The organism is Rugamonas sp. GW822-FHT03B10 (assembly GCF_058801745.1).
Genome location: NZ_JBXANP010000011.1, coordinates 66129 through 89154, shown reverse-complemented (window position 1 = coordinate 89154; position 23026 = coordinate 66129). Strand labels below are relative to the sequence as shown.

Sequence of the window (23026 nt, the reverse complement as noted above, 5' to 3'; positions counted from 1 at the left end):
GTGCCCACATCAATTTGAGCACTGTTTGGAATCCCCATGGAAATTAAGGTCAACTTTCTCGATAAGCTACGCCTGGAAGCGAAATTCGATGATTTCACGGTCGTGGCCGACCAGCCGATCCGCTACAAGGGCGATGGCTCGGCGCCGGGACCGTTCGATTACTTCTTGGCATCGTCGGCGCTGTGCGCGGCTTATTTCGTGAAGTTGTATTGCACCACTCGCAATATTCCAACCGAAAATATCCGCCTGTCGCAGAACAATATTGTCGATCCGGAGAACCGCTACAAGCAGATCTTCAAGATCCAGGTCGAGTTGCCCGAAGACATATCGGCCAAGGACCGCGAAGGCATCCTGCGCTCGATCGAGCGCTGCACGGTGAAGAAAGTGGTGCAGACCGGCCCCGAGTTCGTGATCGAGGAAGTGGAAAGCCTGGACGCCGACGCCCAGGCATTGCTGACGCTCAATCCATCGTCCGAAACCAGTACCTACATCACGGGCAAGGATTTGCCGCTGGAGCAAACGATCGCCAATATGTCGGGACTGTTGGCGAACCTGGGGATTAAGATCGAAATCGCGTCGTGGCGCAACATCGTGCCTAACGTGTGGTCGCTGCATACGCGCGACGCCCACTCGCCGATGTGCTTCACCAATGGCAAGGGTTCGACCAAGGAAAGCGCGCTGGCGTCTGCGTTGGGTGAATACATCGAGCGTATCAGCTGCAATCACTTCTACGCCGGCGAATTCTGGGGCGAAGACATCGCCAACGCGGCGTTCGTGCACTATCCGGATGAGCGTTGGTTCAAGCCCGGCCGCAAAGATGCGCTGCCGCCAGAAATCCTCGATGAGTATTGCCTGGAAATCTACAATCCAGACGGTGAATTGTGCGGCTCGCACTTGTTCGATACAAACTCCGGCAACGTCGAGCGCGGCATCTGCTCGCTGCCGTTCGTACGCCAATCGGATGGCGAGGTCGTGTATTTCCCGACCAATCTCGTGGAAAACCTGTTCGTCAGCAACGGCATGAGTGCCGGCAACACGCTGGTCGAAGCGCAGGTGCAATGTCTGTCGGAAATATTCGAAAGGGCGGTCAAACGCGAAATTCTGGAGGGCGAACTGGCCTTGCCGGACGTGCCGGACGAGGTGCTCGCGAAATACCCGGGCATTGTGGCCGGCATCAAGGGACTGGAGGAGCAGGGCTTCCCAGTGCTGGTCAAGGATGCATCGCTTGGCGGCAAGTATCCGGTGATGTGCGTCACGCTGATGAATCCACGCACCGGCGGCGTGTTCGCCTCGTTCGGCGCCCACCCGAGCTTTGAGGTGGCGCTGGAACGCAGCCTGACCGAATTGCTCCAGGGCCGTAGTTTCGAGGGCTTGAACGACCTGCCACGGCCTACTTTTGTCAGCAATGCCGTTACCGAGCCGAACAACTTCGTCGAACACTTCATCGATTCCAGCGGCATCGTGTCGTGGCGTTTCTTCAGCGCCAAATCGGATCACGAATTTGTCGAATGGGATTTCTCTGGCCAAGGCGAAAACTCCAATGCCGAGGAAGCCGCGACCTTGTTCGGCATTTTGGAAAGCATGGGCAAAGAAGCCTACATGGCCGTGTACGACCAGTTGGGCGCGACCGCGTGCCGGATCCTCGTGCCCGGTTACTCGGAAATCTATCCGGTCGAGGATTTGATCTGGGATAACACCAACAAGGCACTGGCGTTCCGTTCCGACATCCTGAATCTGCACCGGTTGGACGACGACGCGCTGGCGGCGCTGCTGGATCGCTTGGAGAACAGCGAGCTCGACGAATATAGCGATGTCGCCACGTTGATCGGCATCGAATTTGACGAGAACACGGAATGGGGTCAGTTGAATGTGCTGGAGCTGAAACTGCTGATCAATCTGGCCTTGCAAGAATTTGAGGCGGCGAAAGATATGGTCGAAGCCTTCCTGCAATACAACGACAACACGGTCGAGCGCGGCTTGTTCTATCAGGCCATGCACGCGGTGCTCGAAGTGATGCTCGACGACGAGATGGAACTGGACGATTACGTCGTCAATTTCCGCCGCATGTTCGGCGACGCGCGCATGGACGCGGTGCTGGGCTCGGTGGACGGCAGCATCCGTTTCCACGGCTTGACGCCAACGAGCATGAAGCTGGAAGGACTCGACCGCCACCAGCGCAAGATCGACAGCTACCGCAAGCTGCACGCGGCGCGGGCGAGGGCGGTCAAAGCGGCGTAAGAATCGGCAAACGAGCGGATGGTTGCGGCACCCATTCAAGGGGCCGCAACCTGTCAGCATATGGCGCAATCTTGGCAGTTCCGGGCAAGTGTTGCATCGGCTGCCGGCATTCAATACTACCCGTTCAGATTCGCGGCTCGCGTTTAAAACCCGCGACGATACGCGCAACATGCTTCGCGGGGGGTAAGCCGAACATCCTGGCATACTCACGGCTGAACTGATTCGGACTCTCATAGCCAACCTCATGCGCAGCCATCGTGACGCTGTCGCCAGCGGCAATCAGCCGCGTGCGTGCCTGAAGCAGGCGGATGTGTTTTTGGTATTGCAACGGACTCAGTGCTGTCACCGCTTTGAAGTGCCGGTGAAACGCCGATACGCTCATCGCGGCATCTTCGGCGAGTGCCTCTATCCGTAAAGGCAATGCATAGTCCTGGCGGATTCGCCGGATCGCCCGATTCATTCTCGCCAACGCGGTGTCGGGGGTCGCGATGTTATGCAACATCCAGCCCATCGGTCCCTGTAACACGCGATACAGAATCTCGCGCTCATATGCCGGCGCCAGCGCAGGAATGTCTGATGGTTGCTTCATCAGACGCAGCATGCGAATCCAGGCATCCAAAAGCTGCGGCGTCACTGCGGCGACCGAAAAACCGGCGTTTTGGCGACGTGCCTCGGCTCGAAACGGTATATCCGACAGCAAGTCAGTGAGCAACGCCGGATCGAGGCTAAGGCTTACCGCCAGATAAGGGGCCCCCGAATCGCTACCGCGCACGACACCGGCGGCCGGGAGATCGACGGACATGACAAAATAAGTGCCCGGATCGTAGTGCAAAGTCCGCCCGCCGACGGTCATAGCTTTGCCGCCCTGCAGGATTAGGTTGACCATCGGCTCGTAGACTGCGGAGAGCTCGTGTTCCGGAACGACTCCCTGGACCATCGCCACGCGCGGAATGCCTGTTTCGGTTCGCCGGTTCTGCGCGTGGGCGACCAGGCCCCGCAATTCAATTAATTGTTCTTCCATTTTGTAATTGAACTTTGAGCCAAGCCTTCTGGCAAGCAAAAAAGCAGAAATAGGCAGGTTTGCGCCAGAATCAGGTGGGCTCAGGCGGAGACATGCATCTATCGTGTTGCCTTTGAGTTTAGAGGAGGTTGGAATGGAAGATATATTGATGACCCAGCACAAAGATGACCTGCGTAGGGTTGTTGATGCCCTGATCGCCGCAACCAATGCTTTCGACCTGGATGCCGCACTGGCAATGTTCACGCCAGATGCGTTGATTGACGACCCGTCCACCGGCCATCGTTTTGAAGGACATGGAGGCATTCAGAACTATATCGAGCAGTATTTTGTTGGCTATCACACGGTAACTCGGGTTTTGGCAATCGAGATCCTCGGGGATTGTCGGGCACTCGTGCGGGTGGACTTTACCGGCGATTTCGGCCATGAAATTGGTCGACTTGATATTTCGGTTAACCGCCATGGACTCATTACGCTGCTTAACGCTGATCTCGAATAATCGACTTTTCCTTTGATTCATGCGGAATTGATGCAGCGGAAAAGTTGGATGATCCTTGTCAACAGTCATTCCCGACAAACTCGCAGCTCCCCGCGTCGCTGTTGCTTTATCCTGCGGCATAGCGGCACCGACCGGGACTACTCGGGGTAAAGCGCGCTTGCGCCTACGGCTGGGGAAAGAAGACGTGACCAGCTACCAGTGTCTCCCAGCGGTGATGGGCAAGATGGGCGCAACATCAAGGTCCATCTGCACACTTTCAGTTTAAATGCTGCCAACGCAGTTTTTCTGCACCTTTCTCTTTAGTGATTTACCTTTGTAATCAGTCACTTATTTCATGTTCCATGGTGATGTCCACGTGCGGTTCGGATGGCGCATTGCCTTGCCTTTGTATGTGGCATGATGAATTCCTGCAGTATCAATGATTGACGCTTGGGTTGTCATTGAACGATAGAGGAGATCTGAATGGCAAAAACTGATAAGCAAATCATCATGGCCGTTACCGAGAGGATGTCGAAGCGTAGAAGCCGTGAGTATGGTCAGGTGCAGTCAGGCTTCACCTTAGCCTACGCGGTTTCCGTCACTACTGGCAGTTGTTATGTTGGATATAACATGGGCAGCCTGGGAAAAAGCGATACCTCAGGCGGATTATGTGCAGAAGACCGGGCGTTGAAAGTGGCAGAGAGCTACGATGAGAAATTGGAGGATCTGGTGTTTTTCGCACTAAATGTGAAGTCTGAATTCTTCAATGCTTGCAGCACCTGTCAGGGATGGTTGTATAAAGCACGGGGTTTCATGAAGAATCAGAGCGGAAGCTGGATCATTAGTACCAATCGTCCCGACGCTTTTCAAGGCGGATGGGTAGCCAAGCCGCTGACAGAGGCTGAGCAGGAAACGCTTTACGGCGCGGGAGCAGGAACGATTTCCAGCGAATCGCAAGCGTACTTCGATACTATGTCCTTTTGATTGATATCACCGCTGAACTGAACCCCTCGGACTGTACCATGGTGGCGAGATGAAGTGATGAATCGCCACGACGCTTGTCGAGCCTTCACGAGAGGAGCGACACCATGTCAGTCAGAGGACCATACCGGCGGTATAGCCTGCAATTTAAAATTCAGGTCTGCACCGATGTTCGTAGTGGCAAAGTCGGACGCCGGGAAGCGTTGAAGACGCACAATCTGTCAGCCAATCTCATGCAGATGTGGCTAATCGCCGCAGCGTCGCCATCGAAGTCCGTTATCAATGGAAACCAACAATGTTCGCGGCATGAGCATCCGTTTAAGCCATGCAAGTACTGCCTTAAGGCGTCGTCGCGATTTCGCATAATTTATATTATGTAAAATTGAATCCGTGAGTTGTTCCACTTCTTACAGAACCATGCCCGTCCGGCGAAGTAAAAGTGCCCGATTAACGGAAGTAAAAGCGACAATCCCCGAAGGTTTTGAAGTAGATATGCCAACGTCTGTCTCAACGCTGCGCCTCCCAAGCGCCCGGACACAGGCTGTTCGTTGTCTTCGCCACATTGGAAATATTCGCCAAAATGGCCGCTATGGGCCGGCTGGCCTGCAGCACCGCCTGCTCTGCGGCCATGATCAGTATTTGCGCCGGCGCCTCGTCCAGCAAATGGTCTACGCGCGCGGTAAAGGCTGACGAAATCTCGGCCGAGGCCAAAATCGCGATAAGCGCCTCTTCAGGCATTTTTGTCCGACAACTGACGCTACTGGTCTGGGCCGCCATAAGAATCCAGTTTCTGGGCCACAAAGGTTGCATGGTCACGGGATCGAGTCCGATAGCCCAGCACACTGCCGAGGTGTCGCTGTACCCGGACTCTTTCCCGATCATCCGGGCCGTCTCGTGCGAAATTCCCAGCTCGTTGCACCGATCTATGATGATCTGACTTGTATCGATCCCCATGCCCGCCTTGGCGCACACGTAGGCCGTGCCATCGCATGGCGGGCGCCCCGGCGCCTGTTGTACATGCAGGGAGTGTCCGTCAATGCCGGTGCACATGTCCACCGCCGCCGTCACCAACTAGATCGTATCGGCCGACAGTTCCATCACAGGGCCCGCATCAATTCAGCCAGCCAGTTCGTTGGCACATCATTGGGCAAGCTCAACGTCCAGCCACGCTCGTTGATCAGGCTGATCGCGACCGGCACTAGGGGCGCTGGTGCAACTAGCACCGGCAGCAGCCCGGGCGCGGCCGGCGACCCGCGCGGTCGGCGAAACCAGTAACCCATCTGCCGTATTGGATAGCCTTCTTGCCGGGCGAAGGCGCGCTGTGACAGCCCGCTTGACCTTGAGCGAATTCGCTCGCGGGGTTGTACGGCATTGTCATTTTCCTCGCACTACACGAATAGTCGCGTCGACCAGCATTTCATAAATCCGGATTCGGCGCAGTAAGGGCCACCAATCGTAGAGAAAAATCTGCAAGGGACGCCACATTGCCACCCAACCGACGATCGTCAGACTTTCCCGCGCAATGGCAATGGATGTGCCCTTGCCGAGTTGCGCAATCGCGTCCGCGACTAGCAAACAGAGCGTGACAAAAGCCACACCGATCAGCAAACTTGCCCGCCCCTGCCTGAAGAGATAACTCAGGCTATGACGTACCTGCCTAGCCTTGTAGTCGAAGTGATTGTGAATCGCTTCGTTCAGGAGTGCGCCTGGGTCGCCCTCAGTGGGGAAGTTCTCAAGATGGATAGTGAGCGACAGCGCACTGTGGGAGTCGAATCCCTGCGCCCAGGTTTCGATGAATGCCTCGGCATCGCAGTCCAGGTCTTTGTTGTGGAACGGAGTGGGATCCATCGAGTTGAACAGCTGCGCCATGTCGCGCACGCGCAACTCCAGGTGGTGGGCTTCGGATGGCTTACGCTTCATGGCTTGGCCCGTTGGTCGAACGCGCGCCTCCATGCTTTTTCAATTTCCACAACGATATACACCACTAAGGCTGTCCCCACGCAAATACCCAATTCCAGGACATTCAAAGCACCGGTCTTGAAGATCGGTTGCAGTGCGGGCACGTAAATGATCGCCATTTGCAAGGATATAGTCAACAGCACGGCCCCAAGCAATGGTCGATTGCTGGCCAATCCCAATCGCCACAACGGTTCCCGTTCAGAGCGGATTGCCATCAGATGCGCCATCTGGCCCAGGGTTAGCACGGTAAAGACCATGGTTTGCCACTGCGGGTGGCCGTGCGCAATCGCCCAGGCTTGCACCCCCAGGCACAGCGCGCCGAGCAGCAAGCCAACGCCCAGTATATGTTGCCACATGCCGTGCGCAAACAGGTTCTCGCGCGGGGGGCGCGGCGGGCGTTGCATGATGCCGCGCTCGGCGGGCTCGGCAGCCAGGGCCAAGCCAGGCAAGCCATCGGTCACCAGATTGACCCACAGAATGTGAATGGGCAAAAGTGGGATCGGCAACAACAGCAGCGGCGCCAGGAAGATGGTCCACACTTCGCCCGAATTGCCTGTCATGGCATAGCGAACGAATTTCCGGATATTGTCATAGATACGGCGGCCCTCGCGCACCGCGACGACAATGGTGGCGAAGTTGTCGTCGAGCAGAACCAAACTGGCAGCCTCGCGTGCCACATCGGTCCCGTTCCTGCCCATGGCGATGCCGATGTCGGCGCGTTTGAGGGCCGGCGCGTCGTTCACACCGTCACCGGTCATCGCGACAAACTCCCCATGGGCTTGCAGCGCTTCGACGATACGGATCTTCTGCGCCGGATCGACCCGGGCATAGACCCGCACCTGCCGCGCTTGTGCCATCAAGGCGCCCTGGTCCAGCATTGCCAGCTCGGCGCCAGTGAGCACGATTGCCTGGGCGTCGTCCACGATTCCGATCCGGAGTGCGATCGCACGCGCCGTGGATGGGTGGTCGCCGGTGATCATCACTGGCGTGATGCCCCCTTCCCCGCAGTCGCGCACGGCCTGCGCCGCCTCCTCACGGGGCGGGTCCATCAGCCCGACCAAGCCAAGCAGGAGCAAGCCGCTTTCCAGGGTCGCGCTGTCAGTTCCGGTCTCGGGCAACTGCGCATGACTCCGCCGCGCCACCGCCAGCACGCGCAAGCCCTGCGCGGCCAAAGCATCGGCGCGGGCCAGCCAGGCTTGACGATCGAGACCGGCCTCTCCGCTCGCGACAGTGGGGTTCCATTCGGCGCGGCAGACCTCGATCAGCGATTCGGGCGCGCCCTTCGTGTAACTAATGAGACCCTGCGCGCTGCGGTGGAACGTAGTCATGCGCTTGCGTAGCGAATCGAAGGGCAGCTCCCATACCCGGGGGCAAGTGGCCTCGAGCGCCGACTTGTCCAGTCCTGCGGCACTGGCGGCATCGCTCAGTGCCGTCTCGGTCGGATCGCCCTTCCAGTGGCCTTCCGCAGTGCGGCTGGCATCGTTGCAAAGTGCTGCCGCCCGCAATAGTTCATCGATGGCCAGGTTCACCACTGCCCCACCAGGCGCCCAGGCAGGCGCGTTGGCATTGCCGGCGATGAGCGCTTCGGCACGCATATGATTTTGCGTCAGCGTGCCGGTCTTGTCGGAACAGATATAACTGACCGAGCCCAAGGTTTCGACCGAAGGCAAGCGGCGGATCAAGGCATGCATGGCCGCCATCTTACGCGCGCCCAAGGCCAGCAATACGGTCACCACGGCAGGCAGGGCTTCGGGAATGGCGGCCACTGCCAGACTGACCGCCGTGAGCACCATCAGCATGGGCGGCTCGCCGCGCATGACGCCAACGCCAAAAATGACCAAGCAAATACACAGGACTAGGAGCGCGACGCGCCTGCCAAACGCGGCCAGGCGCAGTTGCAGCGGCGTGCTGCGATCGCTGTCCTGGTTGAGCATGCCGGCGATCTTGCCCAATTCAGTGGCCATGCCGGTTGCCACGACCAGCCCGCGGCCGCGCCCATGGGTGGCGGTCGTGCCCTTGAAAGCCATGTTGTGCCGGTCGCCAAGCGCATGCGACGGACCGGCAAGTGTGCGCGCATGCTTATCGACCGTGACGGACTCCCCGGTCAAGGCCGATTCGTCCACCCTGAGCGTCGCGCTATCGAACAAGCGCAAGTCGGCAGGCACCTTGTTGCCAGCCTCGAGCAGCACAATGTCGCCCGGCACGAGGGCCTCGGCCGCGACCTGCCCAATGTTGCCGCAACGCAGCACCGTGGCTTGGGATGGCGCCATTTTCTGCAAGGCCGCCAGGGCCTGATCGGCGCGCCAGGCTTGCAGCACGCCGATGCCGGCGTTGAGCGCGACAATCGTGAGGATCACGAGTGTGTCGACCAGGTCGCCAATCACACCAGAGATGACGGCGGCGACCAATAGCAACAGGACCATGAAGTCGCCAAATTGGCTCAGCAGAAGTGTCAGCAGGCTGCGCCGCGTCCCCGAGACGAGCGCGTTGGCGCCATAAGCGAGCGCGCGCGCATCGATTTGATGCGCGCGCAAACCATGTGCCAAGTCAACATCATGCGCTTGGGCCAGTTCGCGCGCTTCGCGCAAATGCCAGTCGCCTGGCACGTCCGGCACAGTCGGGGGCGCGCTATTCGCCATGGAGATAGAGCACATAGGTATTGAGCAAATACATGGCGACCAGCCCAAGGCTGACCCAGCCAACCGCGCGTACCACCCGCGAGGCGGGCTTGAAGAACAGGCCGATCATGGCCAGGCCCGTCATCGTGATGGCCGACCCTGCGGTAATGGCGTGAACTGGCGATGCATCGGCCAGCAGTGCGCCCGGGCGGTAGAACAGGTCATCAACGGCAATAATTGCGACGTTGAAGAGGTTGCTGCCCAACAAATTGCCAATTGCCATGTCCAATGCGCCAATGCGCAGCGCTGCCAGGGTCACTGCAAGTTCGGGCAGCGACGTGGCCATGGCGACAAACAGACTGCCGACAAAGCTGCGGTTCCAGGCCATGGCGTTGGCCAGGTCGGTCGCGATGAAGGGCAGCCACAAACCGGCGCCCGCCACGACAGCGCCCGCCAGCGCAAAGCGGGACACTGCCTGGCGCAAGGGGGGAATGGCGTCGCCCAATATGGTGACGACAGGTAACACATGGGCCCGTTCATAGGCGAACACGGTGCGCATCGCCAACAGGTACAGCATCAACAGGACCGGGGTGACCACGCCAAAGCCGAGAAGCGTCGTCGCCGCCTGCGCCCCGGCCACCCCTGGCATGCCGGTGTGGCTGATCAGTAATCCAATCAGTGCGAATCCCAGCATGACCACGCCAAATGCGGCGGCCAGCACATGTCCGTGGCTGGCCTGCTGCCACAGGGGGGACTCTCTGAAGATGGCATCGATGAGCACCAGAAAAACCAGATTGACGACGCAACTACCAAACGCGTCGCCTACCGCTAAATTCGGGGCATGGGCGATAGTGACACTGGTAATGCCGGTAGCCAATTCGGGCAGCGAGGTAACGGTGGCGAGCAGGGCAAGGCCGATCCAATTGCCCGACAGGCCAGTGCGCTGCGCTATAGCATCCGCATAGCGGCACAACTGATAGCCGGCCAAGCCGATCAGGGAGGCGCAGGCGAGAAACTGAAGCCAGACGATGCTGCTGGAAGTCATTTTGCAGAAGCCGCGTAGGACAATAGTAATTCCATGGACAATTCCCGTTGGTCCGGGCCATCAAGCGTTGCAACGGTTCCTAATCAGCCATGGCTGCGACTGCATGGACGCGCACCGGGCCTGTTGCGAGGTTCAACGGCAGCGCTTGTCGATGAGTGCCTGCGAGGCTACACACATAGTGCGCAAATTAACTTGCGGCAGATCAATCTCGCATAACTATAGCCTAGACGACGCCAGTCGCCGGATCGCCAGGGCATCGGGCCGCTACGATTTTGCTTGCCATCGGGCGCCGCCTGTCGCGGCCAGCGTCCCCCTGCCCTGGCTTTCAAACCGCCAGCACGTAGCGCTCGCTCTTCATCCGGTGCGCCGCAAACGCCATGACGGCGGTGGCCAGCAACAAGGGTAGCACAGCGGTGAGTGCATACGGTAGCAGCCCCAGCGCCTGCCCCGTCGCCAGCCCCTGGAACATGGTCTGATATGGAGGATAGTTGTCACGAGCCCAATCCTAATAGCAAAATACTTCGATTGACATAGTGCCGGACAGTCCCCACCGGGTGACGCGGCCGTCGGCGGCATCTTCGGCGGCAGCCCCCATAAAACTGCCTTGGAAAAGGCCGGATGCGCGCTATAATGTTAAATATACTTAACATTAAGTGAGCTAGATCATGAACCTGGCCCAAATCGGCGGCGAAATCCAAAGCAAGCGTATCCAGGCTGGCTTGCTGCAGGAGCACGTCGCCAAATTCGCAGGCCTGTCGCGCGTGACGATCAACCAACTGGAGAACGGCACGCTGAAGGACCTTGGCTACACCAAGCTGAAAGCGGTGATGGACATTCTAGGCCTGGACATGGAGACCGTGCAGCCTTCGGGCCTGAAAAGCGCGCTGACGGTTGCCGCCCGCAGCATCAGCACCAGCTACCGGGACGTGATGACGCCGGACATGCTGTCGATGGTGCTGCGTTCCGGCCAGGCGCCGGACCAGTTCCAGCCCCATTTGATGGCGTTGCTCGATGAGACACCGTTGCCGGTGGTGGTGAAAGTCGTCGCCGAGGCGGCCACACCCGACGTGCCGGCCAAGAAAATCATGAAAAACCTCAGTCAGTGGGCAAAACAATGGAAAGTATGCAGAACGGTCTGGTGATGGCGGGGACGCCGGGCATTCCCGGGGCCTGGGAGACGCTGTTCTCATGCTGCGCTACGGCCACCGCTTCAGCAAGGACATCGACATCTTTGTTCCGGATCCGCAGTCGCTCGGCTTCGTCACGCCCAGGCTGAGCGACGTCGCCGAATCCATCACCACCGACTACGTGGAGGCGGCCGGCTACGTTAAGCTATACCTGCCCGAGGGCGAGATCGACTTCGTGGCCGCGCCCAACCTGACCACGCCGGGATTTGAAACAGAGACGATCCTAGGGCATGAAGTACGGGTCGAAACGTCGGTCGAAAATCTGTGGCTCACGCCGGGGAACTCGTATTTTTGTGCACGCCGCCTGTGGGATCAGAAGGCCGAAGCCGTCTTCATGAAAACCATCGGGGACCGGTATCAGGATGTGGCCAAGAGCGTTGTGTCCGACGCCATTACCACGCTCGACGGCGCGATGACCGTGGCCGTCACGGACATGTATTTGCTCTGGACTCTACGGCATGAGCGTTACCTCAACTACGCCGAACAAAAGACCTGGCTCATAGAGTGAAAGGCAAGAATATCTGCAGTCGCACTTTTGTTTCAATGGACGTTTATGCTGAATCTATTCAGATTCCGCCTCGGCTATATGGCGATCTGCTGAAATTCCCCGCTGCGGCGACGCTGCTGCAGCGGAGAACTCTCATCGTACCTGTGCTGGCGGTTGAGCTGCGGGTAGACGCGGTATGGATGAATTCGATAAAGTTCGGTTCAGATAGACTGCCCGCCCGACACTTCGATGCGCTGACCATTGACCCAGCGGTTGTCCGCGCCCAGCAAGCTGGCGATCATGGGGCCGATGTCGTCCGGCACGCCGACGCGGCCTAGCGCAGTCATCCCGGCGAAGGCTTTGTTGTAGTCGGGGATATCGCGCACCGCCCCGCCCAGGAAATCGGTCTCGATGGCGCCCGGGGCGACAGTGTTGACCGTAATCCCCCGGCTGCCCAGCTCCCTTGCCATGTAGACACTGAGGATTTCGACCGCACCCTTGGCGGCCGAGTAGGCCGAGAAGCCCGGGAAAGAGACGCGAGTAAGTCCGGACGAGAAGTTGATGATGCGGCCACCATCGGCCAGCAACGGCAACAGCGCCTGGGTCAGGAAGAACACGCCTTTGACGTGCACATTAAACAGGGCGTCAAACTGTGCTTCCGTGGTGGCAGCAAAGTCCGCCATTTCGCCATGACCGGCGTTGTTGACCAGGTGATCCAGCCTGTCTCGCTGCCAGATCTGGCTCAGCGCGCCGCGCACGGCCTCCACGAAAGCCGGGAAGCTTGCCGCTTCGGCGGTGTCCAGTTGCAAGGCCACGGCCTTGCGGCCCATGTCCTGGATTTCGGCCACGACGGCCTCTGCCGCTTCTTTCCCGCTGCGGTAAGTCACGATGACGTCGCCGCCGTGACATGCGATGCTCAACGCCGTGTTGCGGCCCAGACCACGGCTCGCTCCTGTGACTAATGAGATGGTATTCATGGCAAAACTCCGATTAGGTTGAAGGAGCCATGATGATAGGTACGCAGTCCGGCACCAGGTTGCGCGATCGTCCTGATTTCTTGCCCGATTCTGCAAGCGGGCCTTGGAGGGCTTCTTTTTCAGGAGTATTGATGCTGTAATGGCTCCGGCTAATTCGAGGAAATGACTTGCCCGATTATTTTAAGCCTTTGCGTTCTATCCTTTTGCACCATGCACCCGTAGCGACCATGACCGCTTCCGACATCTTGCTTGACCACGCCCGCCATTATGCCGATCTTCGCGTCGACGCCCACGGCGTGGCCTCCACCGCCGTGCCCGGATTGGTGATCCTGCGCGAGACGGCCGCCACTTTGCTCCAATACGCCATCTCCAAACCTATGGTGGCGCTGGTTCTGCAAGGCCAGAAACGTGTGAGCGTAGGCGAGCGCAGCTTTGAATTTGGCGCTGGCGAGTCGATGGTGATCAGCGCCGATGTGCCGACCATCAGCCAAATCACCCGGGCCAGCCTCAGCGCGCCGTATTACTCGCTGGTGCTTGAACTGGCGCCGGCGGTGATCGCGGATCTGGTCCGCGAAATCGGCGCCCTGCCCCCCGCCGTGCGGGAGCCGATTCAGGTGGTGCCCACCGAGCGTGAGTTAGCCGATACCGCCTTGCGCTTGCTGCGTTTGCTGGAGCACCCCCGCAACCTCGCTGTGCTGGGGCCGGCGCTGGTGAGGGAAATGCATTTCTGGCTGCTGACGGGCCGTCACGGTAGTGCCGTCCGCGCCCTTGGCGCCACCGACAGTCACGCCCGACGCATCGCCCGTGCCGTGCTCGTTTTGCGCGAGCAGTACGCGCAGCCAGTGCGGGTGGAAGCGCTGGCCAGCGCGGCCGGCATGAGCTTATCGGCGTTTCACGCCCATTTTCGGAAGACCACGTCACTCACGCCGCTGCAATTTCAAAAGCAACTGCGTTTGATCGAAGCGCGCCGCCGTATGCTTGCCGAAGGCGTGTCGGTCAGCCAGGCGGCGAATGCCGTGGGCTATGAAAGCGTGCCGCAATTTACCCGCGAGTACGGACGCCTGTTTGGTCATCCGCCGGCTCGCAGCATCCGCGAGACGCGTGAGCAGACTGTGCAGGGAATCGCGAGCGTCCCACATAACCAGATTCAACAGTATTAACAGGCAGAAGCGGGAGGCGCCCCGGAAGGCGCGGGCGCGGCATGTCCGCCACGCGCCAGTGGCCTACCCCGCGCGGTCAACGAAAGCCCTCGAACGACACTTTCAGCATGTGGCGCACGATGTCTTCCGCCGACATCTTGCTGTACTTCTGCAAAAATTCGACCGCCGGATCGCAGGTACGCGCGTAGTAGCTGAACAGAATCACGTCGGTTGGTAGCTCGGTGTTCAGCTGCCCCTGCTGCTGTCCTTGCTTGACCAGCGCCTCCAGCTGGCGGTTCAGCTTCATCACACGAAGCATGTATTTCACGTTGCGCATCAACATCTCGCGCACGTGCGGGCTGGTCGATGGCAGGAACGGCAGGCCGCCGTCCAGGCGTACGCGCAGCGCCCACTCCAGCAGCGACGATAGCTTTTGCAGCGGACTGAGCGCCGCGTCCAGCCCCGCCACATAGTCGAGCGCCCCATCGAGCAGCCGTATCAGCGCCTCGCCCACCAGCTCCTCCTTCGACTTGAAGTGCTTATAGAGGCTGGGTTTGGAGATGCCGACCGCACCGGCGACGTCATCCATCGTCATCAGGTCATAGCCTTTTTGGCTGAGCACCGCCGTCGCGGCATCGAGTATCGCGTGCTCGCGCAGCTTAAATGCCTGATTCTTAAAGCTTAATCGTGGAAGGATACTCATTGGTAAATTTACGCTACTAAGCAGTAGCTTTTGTGATTAGACGGTAGTAATATTAGCACGCCAGTACAACCGACGGTCAAATTAACCAACAAGACGACATGAATCCGCCACGCAAACGCATCGCCGTCATCGGCTCCGGCATCTCCGGTTTGGCCAGCGCCTATTTCCTCCACCGTCAGCACGACGTCGTGCTGTTCGAGGCGGCCGGCTATCTGGGCGGCCACACCAACACCGTCGACGTCACGCTGGAAGGACGCACGCACGGCGTCGACACGGGATTCCTCGTCTATAACGAACGCACCTACCCCAACCTCATCGCCCTGTTCGCCGAGTTGGGCGTGGACAGCATCGGCAGCGACATGTCGTTCGCCGTGTCCATGGATGGCGGCGCGCTGGAGTGGGCGGGTACCAGTCTCGACACGGTGTTCGCGCAGCGCGCCAACGCTGTGTCGCCCGCATTCCTGCGCATGGTGTGGGACATCCTCCATTTCAACCGCAATGCGCAGCGCTTCCTGCAACGCTCGAACCAGACCGCGCTGACGCTGGGGCAATTGCTGGAGCAGGAAGGCTATGGCGCGCGCTTCCGCGATGCCTACCTGTTGCCGATGGCGGCGGCGATCTGGTCCAGCTCACCGCGCGACATCCTGCGATTCCCCGCCGCGACGTTCCTGCGTTTCTGCCTCAACCACGCGCTGTTGCAGGTCAACGATCGCCCGCAATGGCGCACGGTCGCTGGCGGCGCGCGCAACTACGTCCGCAAGATCGCCGCCACGCTGCCGGACGTGCGCCTGAACACGCCGGTGTCTTCCGTGCGGCGCAACGGCGGTCGCGTGCAAGTGTGGAGCGACAGCGCCGGCCCCGATGATTTCGACGACGTGGTGTTCGCCACGCACGCGCCGACCACGCTGGCCATGCTGCACGACGCCAGCGAGACGGAACGCGCCATTCTGGCCGGCGTGCGCTATCAGCCCAACACGGCCTACCTGCACACGGACGCGAACCTGATGCCGAGCCGGCGCAAGGTCTGGTCGGCCTGGAACTACCTGGCTGGCGCGCAGGCGGACGGCGAACGTCCCGTGTGCGTGAGCTACTGGCTCAACCAGCTGCAGGCGCTGCCGTTCAAGACGCCGGTGATCGTGACGCTCAATCCGCACACGCCGCCTGCCGAAGACAAGCAGTTGGCCAGGTTCGAGTACGCCCATCCGGTCATGGACCAGGCCACCGTGCGCGCGCAGCAGCAGCTGTCGCAGATACAGGGCAACGGCGGCGCGTGGTTCGCTGGCGCCTGGACCGGCTACGGCTTCCACGAGGATGGCCTGAAATCCGCGCTGCGCATCGCGGATGCATTCGGCGCGGCACCCGGCTGGATGGTGCTGCCATGATGCAGCCCGCCGCCCAGTTGGTGCATGGCCAGGTGATGCACGCGCGTCTGCGTCCCGTGCCACACCGCTTTGTCTATCCGCTGTTTTACGTTCGCCTGAACCTGGCGCGGCTGGACGAATGCGCGTCGGGCTGGTTTGGCGTGGACCGCTGGCGGCCGCTGTCGATACGGCGCCGCGACTACGGCCCGCGCGACGGCTCCAGTCTGGAGCAATGGATGCGCGCCCTGCTGCGCGAGCACCACATCGACGCCGATGGCGAGATCTGGCTGCAGACCTTTCCCCGCGTGGCGGGCTACGCGTTCAATCCCGTCAGCTTCTGGCATTGCCACGACGCGGACGGCCGCTTGTGCGCCGTGCTGGCGGAGGTCAACAACACGTTCGGCGAGCGCCACCGCTACCTGCTGCGCGTGGCGCGGACAGCGGACGGCGCGGGCACCTGCGCTGCGATCAAGCAAATGCACGTGTCGCCGTTCTGCCCGGTGGAGGGGCACTACCGTTTCCGCTTCCGACTTGGCGGTGCGAGCCACTGCACGGCCATCGATTATTACGACAACGACGGCGTGCTGCTGCGCACCGCGCTCAGCGGCCAACCCGTGCCCATGACCGGCCGCGCGCTGGCCGGCGCCCTGTTGCGTTATCCGCTGCTGGGACTCGGCGTCGTGTTCCGCATTCACTGGCAGGCATTCAGGCTGTGGCGCAAGCGCGTCCCGTTCTTCGGCAAGCCGCCCTGCCCCGCTCACCACACCACCGTGCACCAGGAGACCGTCCGATGACCCGCACCTTATCCACCGTCACGCCGTCCGCCCCCGCAGGCGCGCGGCTGTTCCTGACCTTGCTCAACAATATCCGGCACGGACACCTGGAGCTGGTCACGCCCTGCGACACCCGCATGGTGTTCGGCGACGCGCGCTCGCCCACCGGCGCGACGCTCAGGGTGTTCGACTGGCGTGCCTGCCAGCGCATCCTGCGCGCGGGCGATATCGGCTTCGCCGAGGCCTACGCGGCCGGCTGGGTCGACACGCCGGACCTGACCGCGTTGCTGCGCCTCGCGCTGCGCAACGAATCGTCACTGGACCAGCTGGTGTTCGGCGGCGCGCTGGCGCGGTGCTGGTATCGCCTGCGGCACTGGTTGCGGCCCAATACGCGCAAGGGCAGTCAGCGCAACATCCATGCGCACTACGACATCGGCAACGATTTCTACCGGCTCTGGCTCGATCCCAGCTGGACGTATTCGAGCGCGTTGTTCGATGGCGACTACAGCATGTCGCTGCAGGACGCGCAGCGGCGCAAATACCAGCGCATCATCGACACGCTGCGGCTGCAGCCGGGCCAGCGCGTGCTGGAGATTGGCTGCGGCTGGGGCGGATTTGCCGAGCAGGCGGCGCAGCAGGGCATCCATGTGCATGGCGTGACGATCTCGCCATCGCAGCTGGAGGTGGCGCAGCGCCGCGTGCGGGAGCAAGGGTTGGGCGACCTCGTGCAACTCGAACTGTGCGACTACCGCGACCTGCGGGGTGAATACGACGCGGTCGTGTCGATCGAGATGTTCGAAGCGGTGGGCGAGCAGTATTGGCAGCAGTACTTCCGCACGGTCGCTGCGCGCCTGAGACCGGGCGGGCAGGCGCTGGTGCAGTCGATCACCATCGGGGAGGAGCATTTTCCGCGCTACCGCAGCAGCACCGATTTCATCCAGCAGTACATCTTCCCCGGCGGGATGCTGCCCAGTGTCGAACGCTTCGAACGGCAGGCGGGCCGCTGCGGCCTGCGCCCGGTGGAGCGCCACGCCTTTGGACGCGACTACGCCGAGACGCTGCGGCGCTGGTACGCGCGCTGCCGCCAGCAACATCCGCAGATCGCGGGCCAAGGCTTCGATGAACACTTCATGCGGATCTGGCATATGTACTTCGCCTATTGCGAAGCGGCTTTCGACGAGGGGCGCACCGATGTTGTCCAATTCCTGCTCCAGAAGGTCTGAGCGCGCCGGGGTGCGCCCCGGCAGGCGGGCGACCATGCCGGTCTGGCTGGCGGGCTGCATGCTTGGCGTGACGCTGGCGCTCAGCCCGTGCCACGCCGCCAGCTGGCGCGACGAGCTGCCGCGTGCCGAAGTACTGGGCGACGGCGAACTGCGCTGGCTCGGCTTCCGCATCTACCACGCCACGCTGTGGTCGGAGCAGCGCCCGTTCCAGCCCGAGCGTCCGTTCGCGCTGCAATTGCGCTACTACCGCACCATCAGCCGCCAGCGTCTGGTACAGACCAGCCTGGACGAGATCCAGCGCCTGAGCGGGGACGCCATCGACGCCAACGCGCTCGCCCAATGGGACCAGTCCCTGAACCGCGCATTCACCGATGTGGCGGAAGGCGATGAGCTGATCGGCGTGTACGCGCCCGGCCACGGCATGCGCTTCTACAACCGCCAACGCCTGCTGGCGGATATCGCCGACGTGCGGCTGGCGCGCGCCTTCTTCGGTATCTGGCTCGACGAGCGTACCCGTGACCAGAACCTGCGCCGCAAGCTGATCGGCATCGCGCCATGACTTCCGCAGCCGCCCACGTCATGGCGCGCGCCGACGCGCCACCGCCCTGGTGGCGACTGGCAGCATACGGCCTTCTCGGCCTGCCGCTGGCGATGGCCGCGCTACCTGTGTACGTGCAGGTGGCCGCCTACTACAACGCAATGCACGGCGTGGCGCTGGCGCAGTTGGGCTGGGTGCTGTTCGGGGCACGCCTGCTGGACACGTTGCAGGATCCGCTGCAAGGCCACGTGATCGACCGCCTGCGCGATGGCATCGTGCGCTGGATGGTGGCTGGCGGCGTGATCCTGGCCCTGGCCTTCGCGGGCCTGTGGCAGCCGCCGTCTCCCGGTGCGCTGGCCGCCGTGTGGTTGGGCGCCATGCTGGTGCTGGCCTACTGCGCCCACAGCATGCTCAACATCGCCTACCTGACCTGGGGCGCCCGCCTGACTGGCGGCGGCGCGCGGCGCGGCGACGTCCGACTGTCGGCGGCGGCGTGGCGTGAAGGCGCCGGGCTGGCGGGCTTAATCGTCGCCAGCATCATCCCCGCCACCATCATGGCCGGCGAACCGGCGCGCATCGCCGCCGACATGGTGCTTTATAGCTTGGCCTTCGCGGTGCTGCTGGTGGCCGCCCTGGGACTGCTGCTGAAGTGCGCGCCCGCGTGGCCGCAAGCGAATCCGTACGCCGACGAATGGCGCGGCGCGCTGCGGCGCATGGCGTCCAACCGGGCCTTCGTGCGTCTGCTGCTGCCCTACTTGCTGAATGCCTGCTCGGTGTCGCTGCCGGCCACGCTGGCGCTGTTCTTCATCCGCGACCGGCTACAGGCGGCGGAATTGGCCGGCGCCTTCCTCGGCTGCTACTTCATCGCCGCCGCCTGCGGACTGCCGCTGTGGACCGCGCTGGCGCGCCGCATCGGCGTACTGGCGTGCTGGCGCATCGGCATGGCGCTGGCCATCGCCAGCTTTGCCTGCGCCGGACTGCTTGGCGCCGGCGACGTGCTGCCCTACTTCGCAATCTGCATCGCCGCCGGTGCGGCGCTGGGCGCCGATCTTGCCATGCCGCCCGTGCTGCTGGCCGAACTGCTCGGCGCCGACGAACCGGCTGGCGCCTACTACGGCGTGTTCACACTGCTGGGCAAGCTCGCGCTGGCGTTGTCCGGGCTCGCGCTGCCGGCGCTGGCCGCGCTGGGCTACCGTCCCGGAACAGCGGGCGGCGCCGCACTGGCGCTGGTGTATGCCGCCGTCCCTTGTTTGCTCAAACTGCTGGCCATGGCGTCGTTGCGTGCCCCTGCGCCAGCGCCATCGCCCGCCATACCCTACCGGAGTTCGCCATGAAGACCTTGTTATGCAGCCTGCTACTGGCCCTGCTCGCCGGCTGCGCCGGTCCCGACGTCCAGCAGTACAAGGCGCAGCAGCCGGCGCTGGACCTGGCTACCTTCTTCAACGGCACCACCGACGCGTGGGGCATGTTCCAGCGGCGCGGCGGCGCGGTGGCGAAGCGCTTCCACGTCGTCATCACCGGCACCCGCGGCGACGGCACGCTGACGCTGGATGAACAGTTCCAATACGACGACGGCAGCACCCAGCGCCGCGTATGGCACCTGACACGCGCGGCCGACGGCCGCTGGCTGGGCCGCGCCGCCGACGTCAAGGGCGAGGCGTTTGGCGAGCTGGCGGGCAATGCGCTGCGATGGCAATACACGCTGCTGCTGCCCGTCGACGGCAGCACTTACGAGATGGCCTTCGACGACTGGATGTTCCTGATCGACGGCTGCACGATGATCAACCGCGCCAGCATGTCCAAGTTCGGAATCGAGCTGGGTCAGGTCACGCTGATGTTCAGGAGGCGCGCATGCGCTCCCTGAACCGGCCCATCACGGCATGGGCGGGCCGGCGCGTGTGGCTGGTCGGCGCCTCCAGCGGCATCGGCGCGGCGTTGGCCGAGGAGCTGCTGCAGGCAGGTGCACGGGTGGCGCTGTCCGCGCGCCGGACCGGGCTGCTGCAAGGCGTGGCTGCCGGACACGCACAGGCCGTCGTGGCGCCGTTCGACATCCTGGACCAGGGCGCATGGGCGGAACAATACCAAGCCATCTGCGAACAGATGGGCGGCGTGGACCTGATCGTCTTCTGCGCCGCGGCCTATCACCCGGAGCGCAGCTGGGACGTGACATCCGAAGGCGCCGCCCACACGCTGGCCGTGAACGTGCGCAGCGTCTACACGGGCCTGGCCACGGTGCTGCCTGCGATGCTGGCGCGCGGCAGCGGCGGCATCGCCATCGTCGCCAGTGTGGCGGGCTATATCGGCCTGCCCAACGCCAGCGTGTACGGCCCAAGCAAGGCGGCGCTGATCAACCTGGCGGAGCTGCTGTACACTGACCTGCAGCCACGCGGGCTCGACGTCTACCTGATCAATCCCGGCTTCGTGCAGACGGCGCTGACGGCGCAGAACACTTTCGCCATGCCCGCGCTGCAGACCCCGCAGGCCGCGGCCCGGGCGATCCGGCGCGGGCTGGCGGCCGGGCAGTTCGAGATTCATTTTCCGAAGCGCTTCACGCTGGTGCTCAAGTTGCTGCGCCGGATGCCATACCGTTGGCGCTTCGCCCTTATCACTCACTTCCTGCTACCACAATGAGCGATCCTGAACCACTCCTGGCATGGTATGCCACGTTGAGCCCCGACACCGTTGGACGGGCCGGCGAATTCTATGCGGCGGACGCCCTGTTCCGCGATCCGTTCAACAACGTGTGCGGCGTCCGCGCGATCGAGGCGATCTTCCACCACATGTTCGACCACACCGAGCAGCCCCGGTTCATCATCGGCGAGCGCATCGCGCAGGACGACCGGTTGTTCGTCACCTGGCTGTTCGTGTTCCGGCTGCGCGGTGTGCCGTATCAGATCTCCGGCGGCAGCCATCTGCGCTTCAACGCGCAAGGCCTGGTCGTCATGCACCGCGACTACTGGGACGCGGCCGAGGAGCTGCTGCAACAGCTGCCGCTGATCGGCGCGCCGATCCGCTGGCTGCGCGGCCGCTTCCGCGCGCCGCTGCCGGCTGGCCTGACGAATGGAGCGCAACCATGAGCGCCGCCACGTCCACCAGGTCGGGCGCATACCTGCAGCTGGCAGGCTGGGTCGCGCTGACCGCCGTTGTGGCCGCGCTGGGCGCGTCCGCCTCGGTCCATGCAGCCGCCTTCTACGCCCAGCTGGACCGCCCCGGCTGGGCGCCACCGGGCTGGCTGTTCGGGCCCGTGTGGAGCGCGCTGTATCTGATGATGGCCATCGCGGCGTGGCGGGTCGGCCGCACCGGCGTAGCGGGCGCCGCGCCGGCGTTGTTGCTGTATCTGGCGCAGCTGGCTGTCAACGCGTTGTGGAGCTGGCTGTTCTTCGGCTGGCACCTGGGCGCGGCCGCGTTTGTGTGCATCGTCGTGCTGTGGCTGATGATCGTCGCGACCATCGCGCTGTTCGGTCGCCGCGAACGCCTTGCCGCCGTGCTTCTCCTGCCCTACCTGGCATGGGTGAGTTTTGCCGGGGTGCTGTGCTTCAGCGTCTGGCAGCGCAATCCCGCCCTACTTTGAAGGATCACATGATGATGAACGAAAATCTGCTCAACTACCGCGTCGCCTCCATGCCCGTCTCCGCGCGCATCCGTGCCCGCCTGACGAGGGATGGCGCGCGCTTCCACGCCAACGACAACATCGCGGAGTACATCGAGGCCGGGGAACTCGATGAACTGCTGGACGAGGTCGGCCAGCGCATGGAGGGCGTGCTCGAGAGCCTGGTGATCGACACCGTCAACGACCACAACTCGCGCGACACCGCCCGCCGCGTGGCCAAGATGTATTTGCAGGAAGTGTTCGGCGGGCGCTACGTGGCCGCGCCGCCGGTGACGGAGTTTCCGAACGCCGCGCAGCTGAACGAACTGATGATCATCGGCCCGATCAGCGTGCGCAGCGCATGCTCGCACCACCTGTGCCCCGTCATGGGCAAGGTGTGGATAGGTGTGATGCCCAACCGGGACTCCAACCTGATCGGCCTGTCCAAGTTCGCACGGCTGGCGGGGTGGGTCATGAGCCGGCCGCAGATCCAGGAGGAGGCCGTGGTCCAGTTGGCCGAACTACTGGAGGAAAAGGTCAAGCCCGACGGCTTGGCCGTGATCATGGAGGCCGACCACTTCTGCATGCAATGGCGGGGCGTCAAGGACAATGACGCGCGCATGATCAACAGCGTGATGCGCGGCTCCTTCCTCGAGGACACCGCGCTGCGGCGCGAGTTCCTTGCGCTGATCAAGCGTTGACGCGGCGGGCG

General features: G+C 62.2%; 25 protein-coding genes. 16 read left to right on the top strand and 9 right to left on the bottom strand.

What is annotated here, in order from left to right:
- Positions 1–36 precede the first annotated feature (36 nt).
- Positions 37–2238, top strand: a complete 2202-nt coding sequence (locus AC1RQG_RS18095; RefSeq protein ID WP_493133383.1) for an OsmC domain/YcaO domain-containing protein — start codon at positions 37–39, stop codon at positions 2236–2238.
- A gap of 124 nt (positions 2239–2362) precedes the next feature.
- Here the strand turns inward: AC1RQG_RS18095 and AC1RQG_RS18090 are convergent, their stop codons facing one another.
- The gene (locus AC1RQG_RS18090) at positions 2363–3259 is read right to left on the bottom strand and encodes an AraC family transcriptional regulator (protein ID WP_493133382.1); all 897 of its coding nucleotides are present in this window, start codon (positions 3257–3259) and stop codon (positions 2363–2365) included.
- Positions 3260–3392: 133 nt separating this feature from the next.
- On the opposite strand from AC1RQG_RS18090, the gene AC1RQG_RS18085 reads away from it, so the two are divergent.
- Together AC1RQG_RS18085 and AC1RQG_RS18080 are read left to right on the top strand one after the other, a co-directional pair.
- Entirely contained in the window at positions 3393–3755 is a 363-nt protein-coding gene (locus tag AC1RQG_RS18085; RefSeq protein ID WP_493133381.1) for a YybH family protein, read from the top strand.
- A gap of 462 nt (positions 3756–4217) precedes the next feature.
- Complete coding sequence (locus AC1RQG_RS18080) at positions 4218–4718, top strand: hypothetical protein (protein WP_493133380.1); 501 nt, start codon at positions 4218–4220, stop codon at positions 4716–4718.
- Between the two features lie 504 nt (positions 4719–5222).
- Here the strand turns inward: AC1RQG_RS18080 and AC1RQG_RS18075 are convergent.
- The 6 genes from AC1RQG_RS18075 to AC1RQG_RS18050 form a co-directional block, all read right to left on the bottom strand.
- Positions 5223–5765 carry a hypothetical protein gene (locus AC1RQG_RS18075; protein WP_493133379.1) on the bottom strand — a complete coding sequence of 181 codons (543 nt, stop codon included), beginning with the start codon at positions 5763–5765 and terminating at the stop codon, positions 5223–5225.
- Positions 5766–5812: 47 nt separating this feature from the next.
- Positions 5813–6043 carry an IS66 family insertion sequence element accessory protein TnpA gene (tnpA, locus tag AC1RQG_RS18070; protein ID WP_493133464.1) on the bottom strand — a complete coding sequence of 77 codons (231 nt, stop codon included), beginning with the start codon at positions 6041–6043 and terminating at the stop codon, positions 5813–5815.
- Positions 6044–6089: 46 nt separating this feature from the next.
- Positions 6090–6635, bottom strand: a complete 546-nt coding sequence (locus AC1RQG_RS18065; protein ID WP_493133378.1) for a hypothetical protein — start codon at positions 6633–6635, stop codon at positions 6090–6092.
- Complete coding sequence (locus tag AC1RQG_RS18060; protein WP_493133377.1) at positions 6632–9262, bottom strand: cation-translocating P-type ATPase; 2631 nt, start codon at positions 9260–9262, stop codon at positions 6632–6634. Before AC1RQG_RS18060 ends, AC1RQG_RS18065 begins: the two co-directional genes overlap by 4 nt.
- Before the next feature lie 40 nt (positions 9263–9302).
- Positions 9303–10337 (bottom strand): sodium:calcium antiporter, encoded by a 1035-nt coding sequence (locus AC1RQG_RS18055; protein ID WP_493133376.1) that lies wholly within the window; start codon positions 10335–10337, stop codon positions 9303–9305.
- Positions 10338–10662: 325 nt separating this feature from the next.
- Entirely contained in the window at positions 10663–10806 is a 144-nt protein-coding gene (locus tag AC1RQG_RS18050; RefSeq protein WP_493133375.1) for a hypothetical protein, read from the bottom strand.
- Between the two features lie 196 nt (positions 10807–11002).
- Here AC1RQG_RS18050 and AC1RQG_RS18045 point away from each other — a divergent pair, with 196 nt between their 5' ends.
- Positions 11003–11479 (top strand): helix-turn-helix domain-containing protein, encoded by a 477-nt coding sequence (locus AC1RQG_RS18045; protein ID WP_493133374.1) that lies wholly within the window; start codon positions 11003–11005, stop codon positions 11477–11479.
- Positions 11480–11525: 46 nt separating this feature from the next.
- Positions 11526–12032, top strand: coding sequence for a hypothetical protein (locus tag AC1RQG_RS18040; protein WP_493133373.1), 507 nt, complete (start codon positions 11526–11528; stop codon positions 12030–12032).
- Positions 12033–12232: 200 nt separating this feature from the next.
- On the opposite strand, the gene AC1RQG_RS18035 is transcribed toward AC1RQG_RS18040, so the two are convergent.
- Positions 12233–12988 (bottom strand): SDR family NAD(P)-dependent oxidoreductase, encoded by a 756-nt coding sequence (locus AC1RQG_RS18035; RefSeq protein ID WP_493133372.1) that lies wholly within the window; start codon positions 12986–12988, stop codon positions 12233–12235.
- A gap of 227 nt (positions 12989–13215) precedes the next feature.
- Between AC1RQG_RS18035 and AC1RQG_RS18030 the strand changes: the two genes are divergently transcribed.
- A complete protein-coding gene (locus AC1RQG_RS18030; RefSeq protein WP_493133371.1) occupies positions 13216–14148 on the top strand; it encodes an AraC family transcriptional regulator in 933 nt (310 codons plus the stop codon).
- Between the two features lie 76 nt (positions 14149–14224).
- On the opposite strand, the gene AC1RQG_RS18025 is transcribed toward AC1RQG_RS18030, so the two are convergent.
- The gene (locus AC1RQG_RS18025; RefSeq protein ID WP_493133370.1) at positions 14225–14830 is read right to left on the bottom strand and encodes a TetR/AcrR family transcriptional regulator; all 606 of its coding nucleotides are present in this window, start codon (positions 14828–14830) and stop codon (positions 14225–14227) included.
- Positions 14831–14928: 98 nt separating this feature from the next.
- On the opposite strand from AC1RQG_RS18025, the gene AC1RQG_RS18020 reads away from it, so the two are divergent.
- Genes AC1RQG_RS18020 through folE form a run of 10 tightly spaced genes read left to right on the top strand, consistent with a single transcriptional unit; the run spans position 14929 to position 23015 of the window.
- Positions 14929–16212, top strand: a complete 1284-nt coding sequence (locus tag AC1RQG_RS18020) for an NAD(P)/FAD-dependent oxidoreductase (protein WP_493133369.1) — start codon at positions 14929–14931, stop codon at positions 16210–16212.
- Positions 16209–16985: a DUF1365 domain-containing protein gene (locus AC1RQG_RS18015; protein WP_493133368.1), complete on the top strand. Its 777-nt coding sequence runs from the start codon at positions 16209–16211 to the stop codon at positions 16983–16985. The genes AC1RQG_RS18020 and AC1RQG_RS18015 overlap by 4 nt, the downstream gene beginning before the upstream one ends.
- Positions 16982–18187 (top strand): class I SAM-dependent methyltransferase, encoded by a 1206-nt coding sequence (locus AC1RQG_RS18010; RefSeq protein ID WP_493133367.1) that lies wholly within the window; start codon positions 16982–16984, stop codon positions 18185–18187. The genes AC1RQG_RS18015 and AC1RQG_RS18010 overlap by 4 nt, the downstream gene beginning before the upstream one ends.
- A gap of 34 nt (positions 18188–18221) precedes the next feature.
- Positions 18222–18746, top strand: coding sequence for a chalcone isomerase family protein (locus AC1RQG_RS18005; protein ID WP_493133366.1), 525 nt, complete (start codon positions 18222–18224; stop codon positions 18744–18746).
- Complete coding sequence (locus AC1RQG_RS18000; RefSeq protein WP_493133365.1) at positions 18743–20059, top strand: MFS transporter; 1317 nt, start codon at positions 18743–18745, stop codon at positions 20057–20059. Before AC1RQG_RS18005 ends, AC1RQG_RS18000 begins: the two co-directional genes overlap by 4 nt.
- Positions 20056–20589, top strand: coding sequence for a DUF3833 domain-containing protein (locus tag AC1RQG_RS17995; RefSeq protein WP_493133364.1), 534 nt, complete (start codon positions 20056–20058; stop codon positions 20587–20589). The genes AC1RQG_RS18000 and AC1RQG_RS17995 overlap by 4 nt, the downstream gene beginning before the upstream one ends.
- Entirely contained in the window at positions 20577–21356 is a 780-nt protein-coding gene (locus AC1RQG_RS17990; RefSeq protein WP_493133363.1) for an SDR family NAD(P)-dependent oxidoreductase, read from the top strand. Before AC1RQG_RS17995 ends, AC1RQG_RS17990 begins: the two co-directional genes overlap by 13 nt.
- Positions 21353–21802 (top strand): nuclear transport factor 2 family protein, encoded by a 450-nt coding sequence (locus AC1RQG_RS17985; protein ID WP_493133362.1) that lies wholly within the window; start codon positions 21353–21355, stop codon positions 21800–21802. The genes AC1RQG_RS17990 and AC1RQG_RS17985 overlap by 4 nt, the downstream gene beginning before the upstream one ends.
- Positions 21799–22296: a TspO/MBR family protein gene (locus AC1RQG_RS17980; RefSeq protein WP_493133361.1), complete on the top strand. Its 498-nt coding sequence runs from the start codon at positions 21799–21801 to the stop codon at positions 22294–22296. The genes AC1RQG_RS17985 and AC1RQG_RS17980 overlap by 4 nt, the downstream gene beginning before the upstream one ends.
- An 8-nt stretch (positions 22297–22304) precedes the next feature.
- A complete protein-coding gene (gene folE, locus AC1RQG_RS17975) occupies positions 22305–23015 on the top strand; it encodes a GTP cyclohydrolase I (protein WP_493133360.1) in 711 nt (236 codons plus the stop codon).
- The last annotated feature ends 11 nt before the right edge of the window (positions 23016–23026 follow it).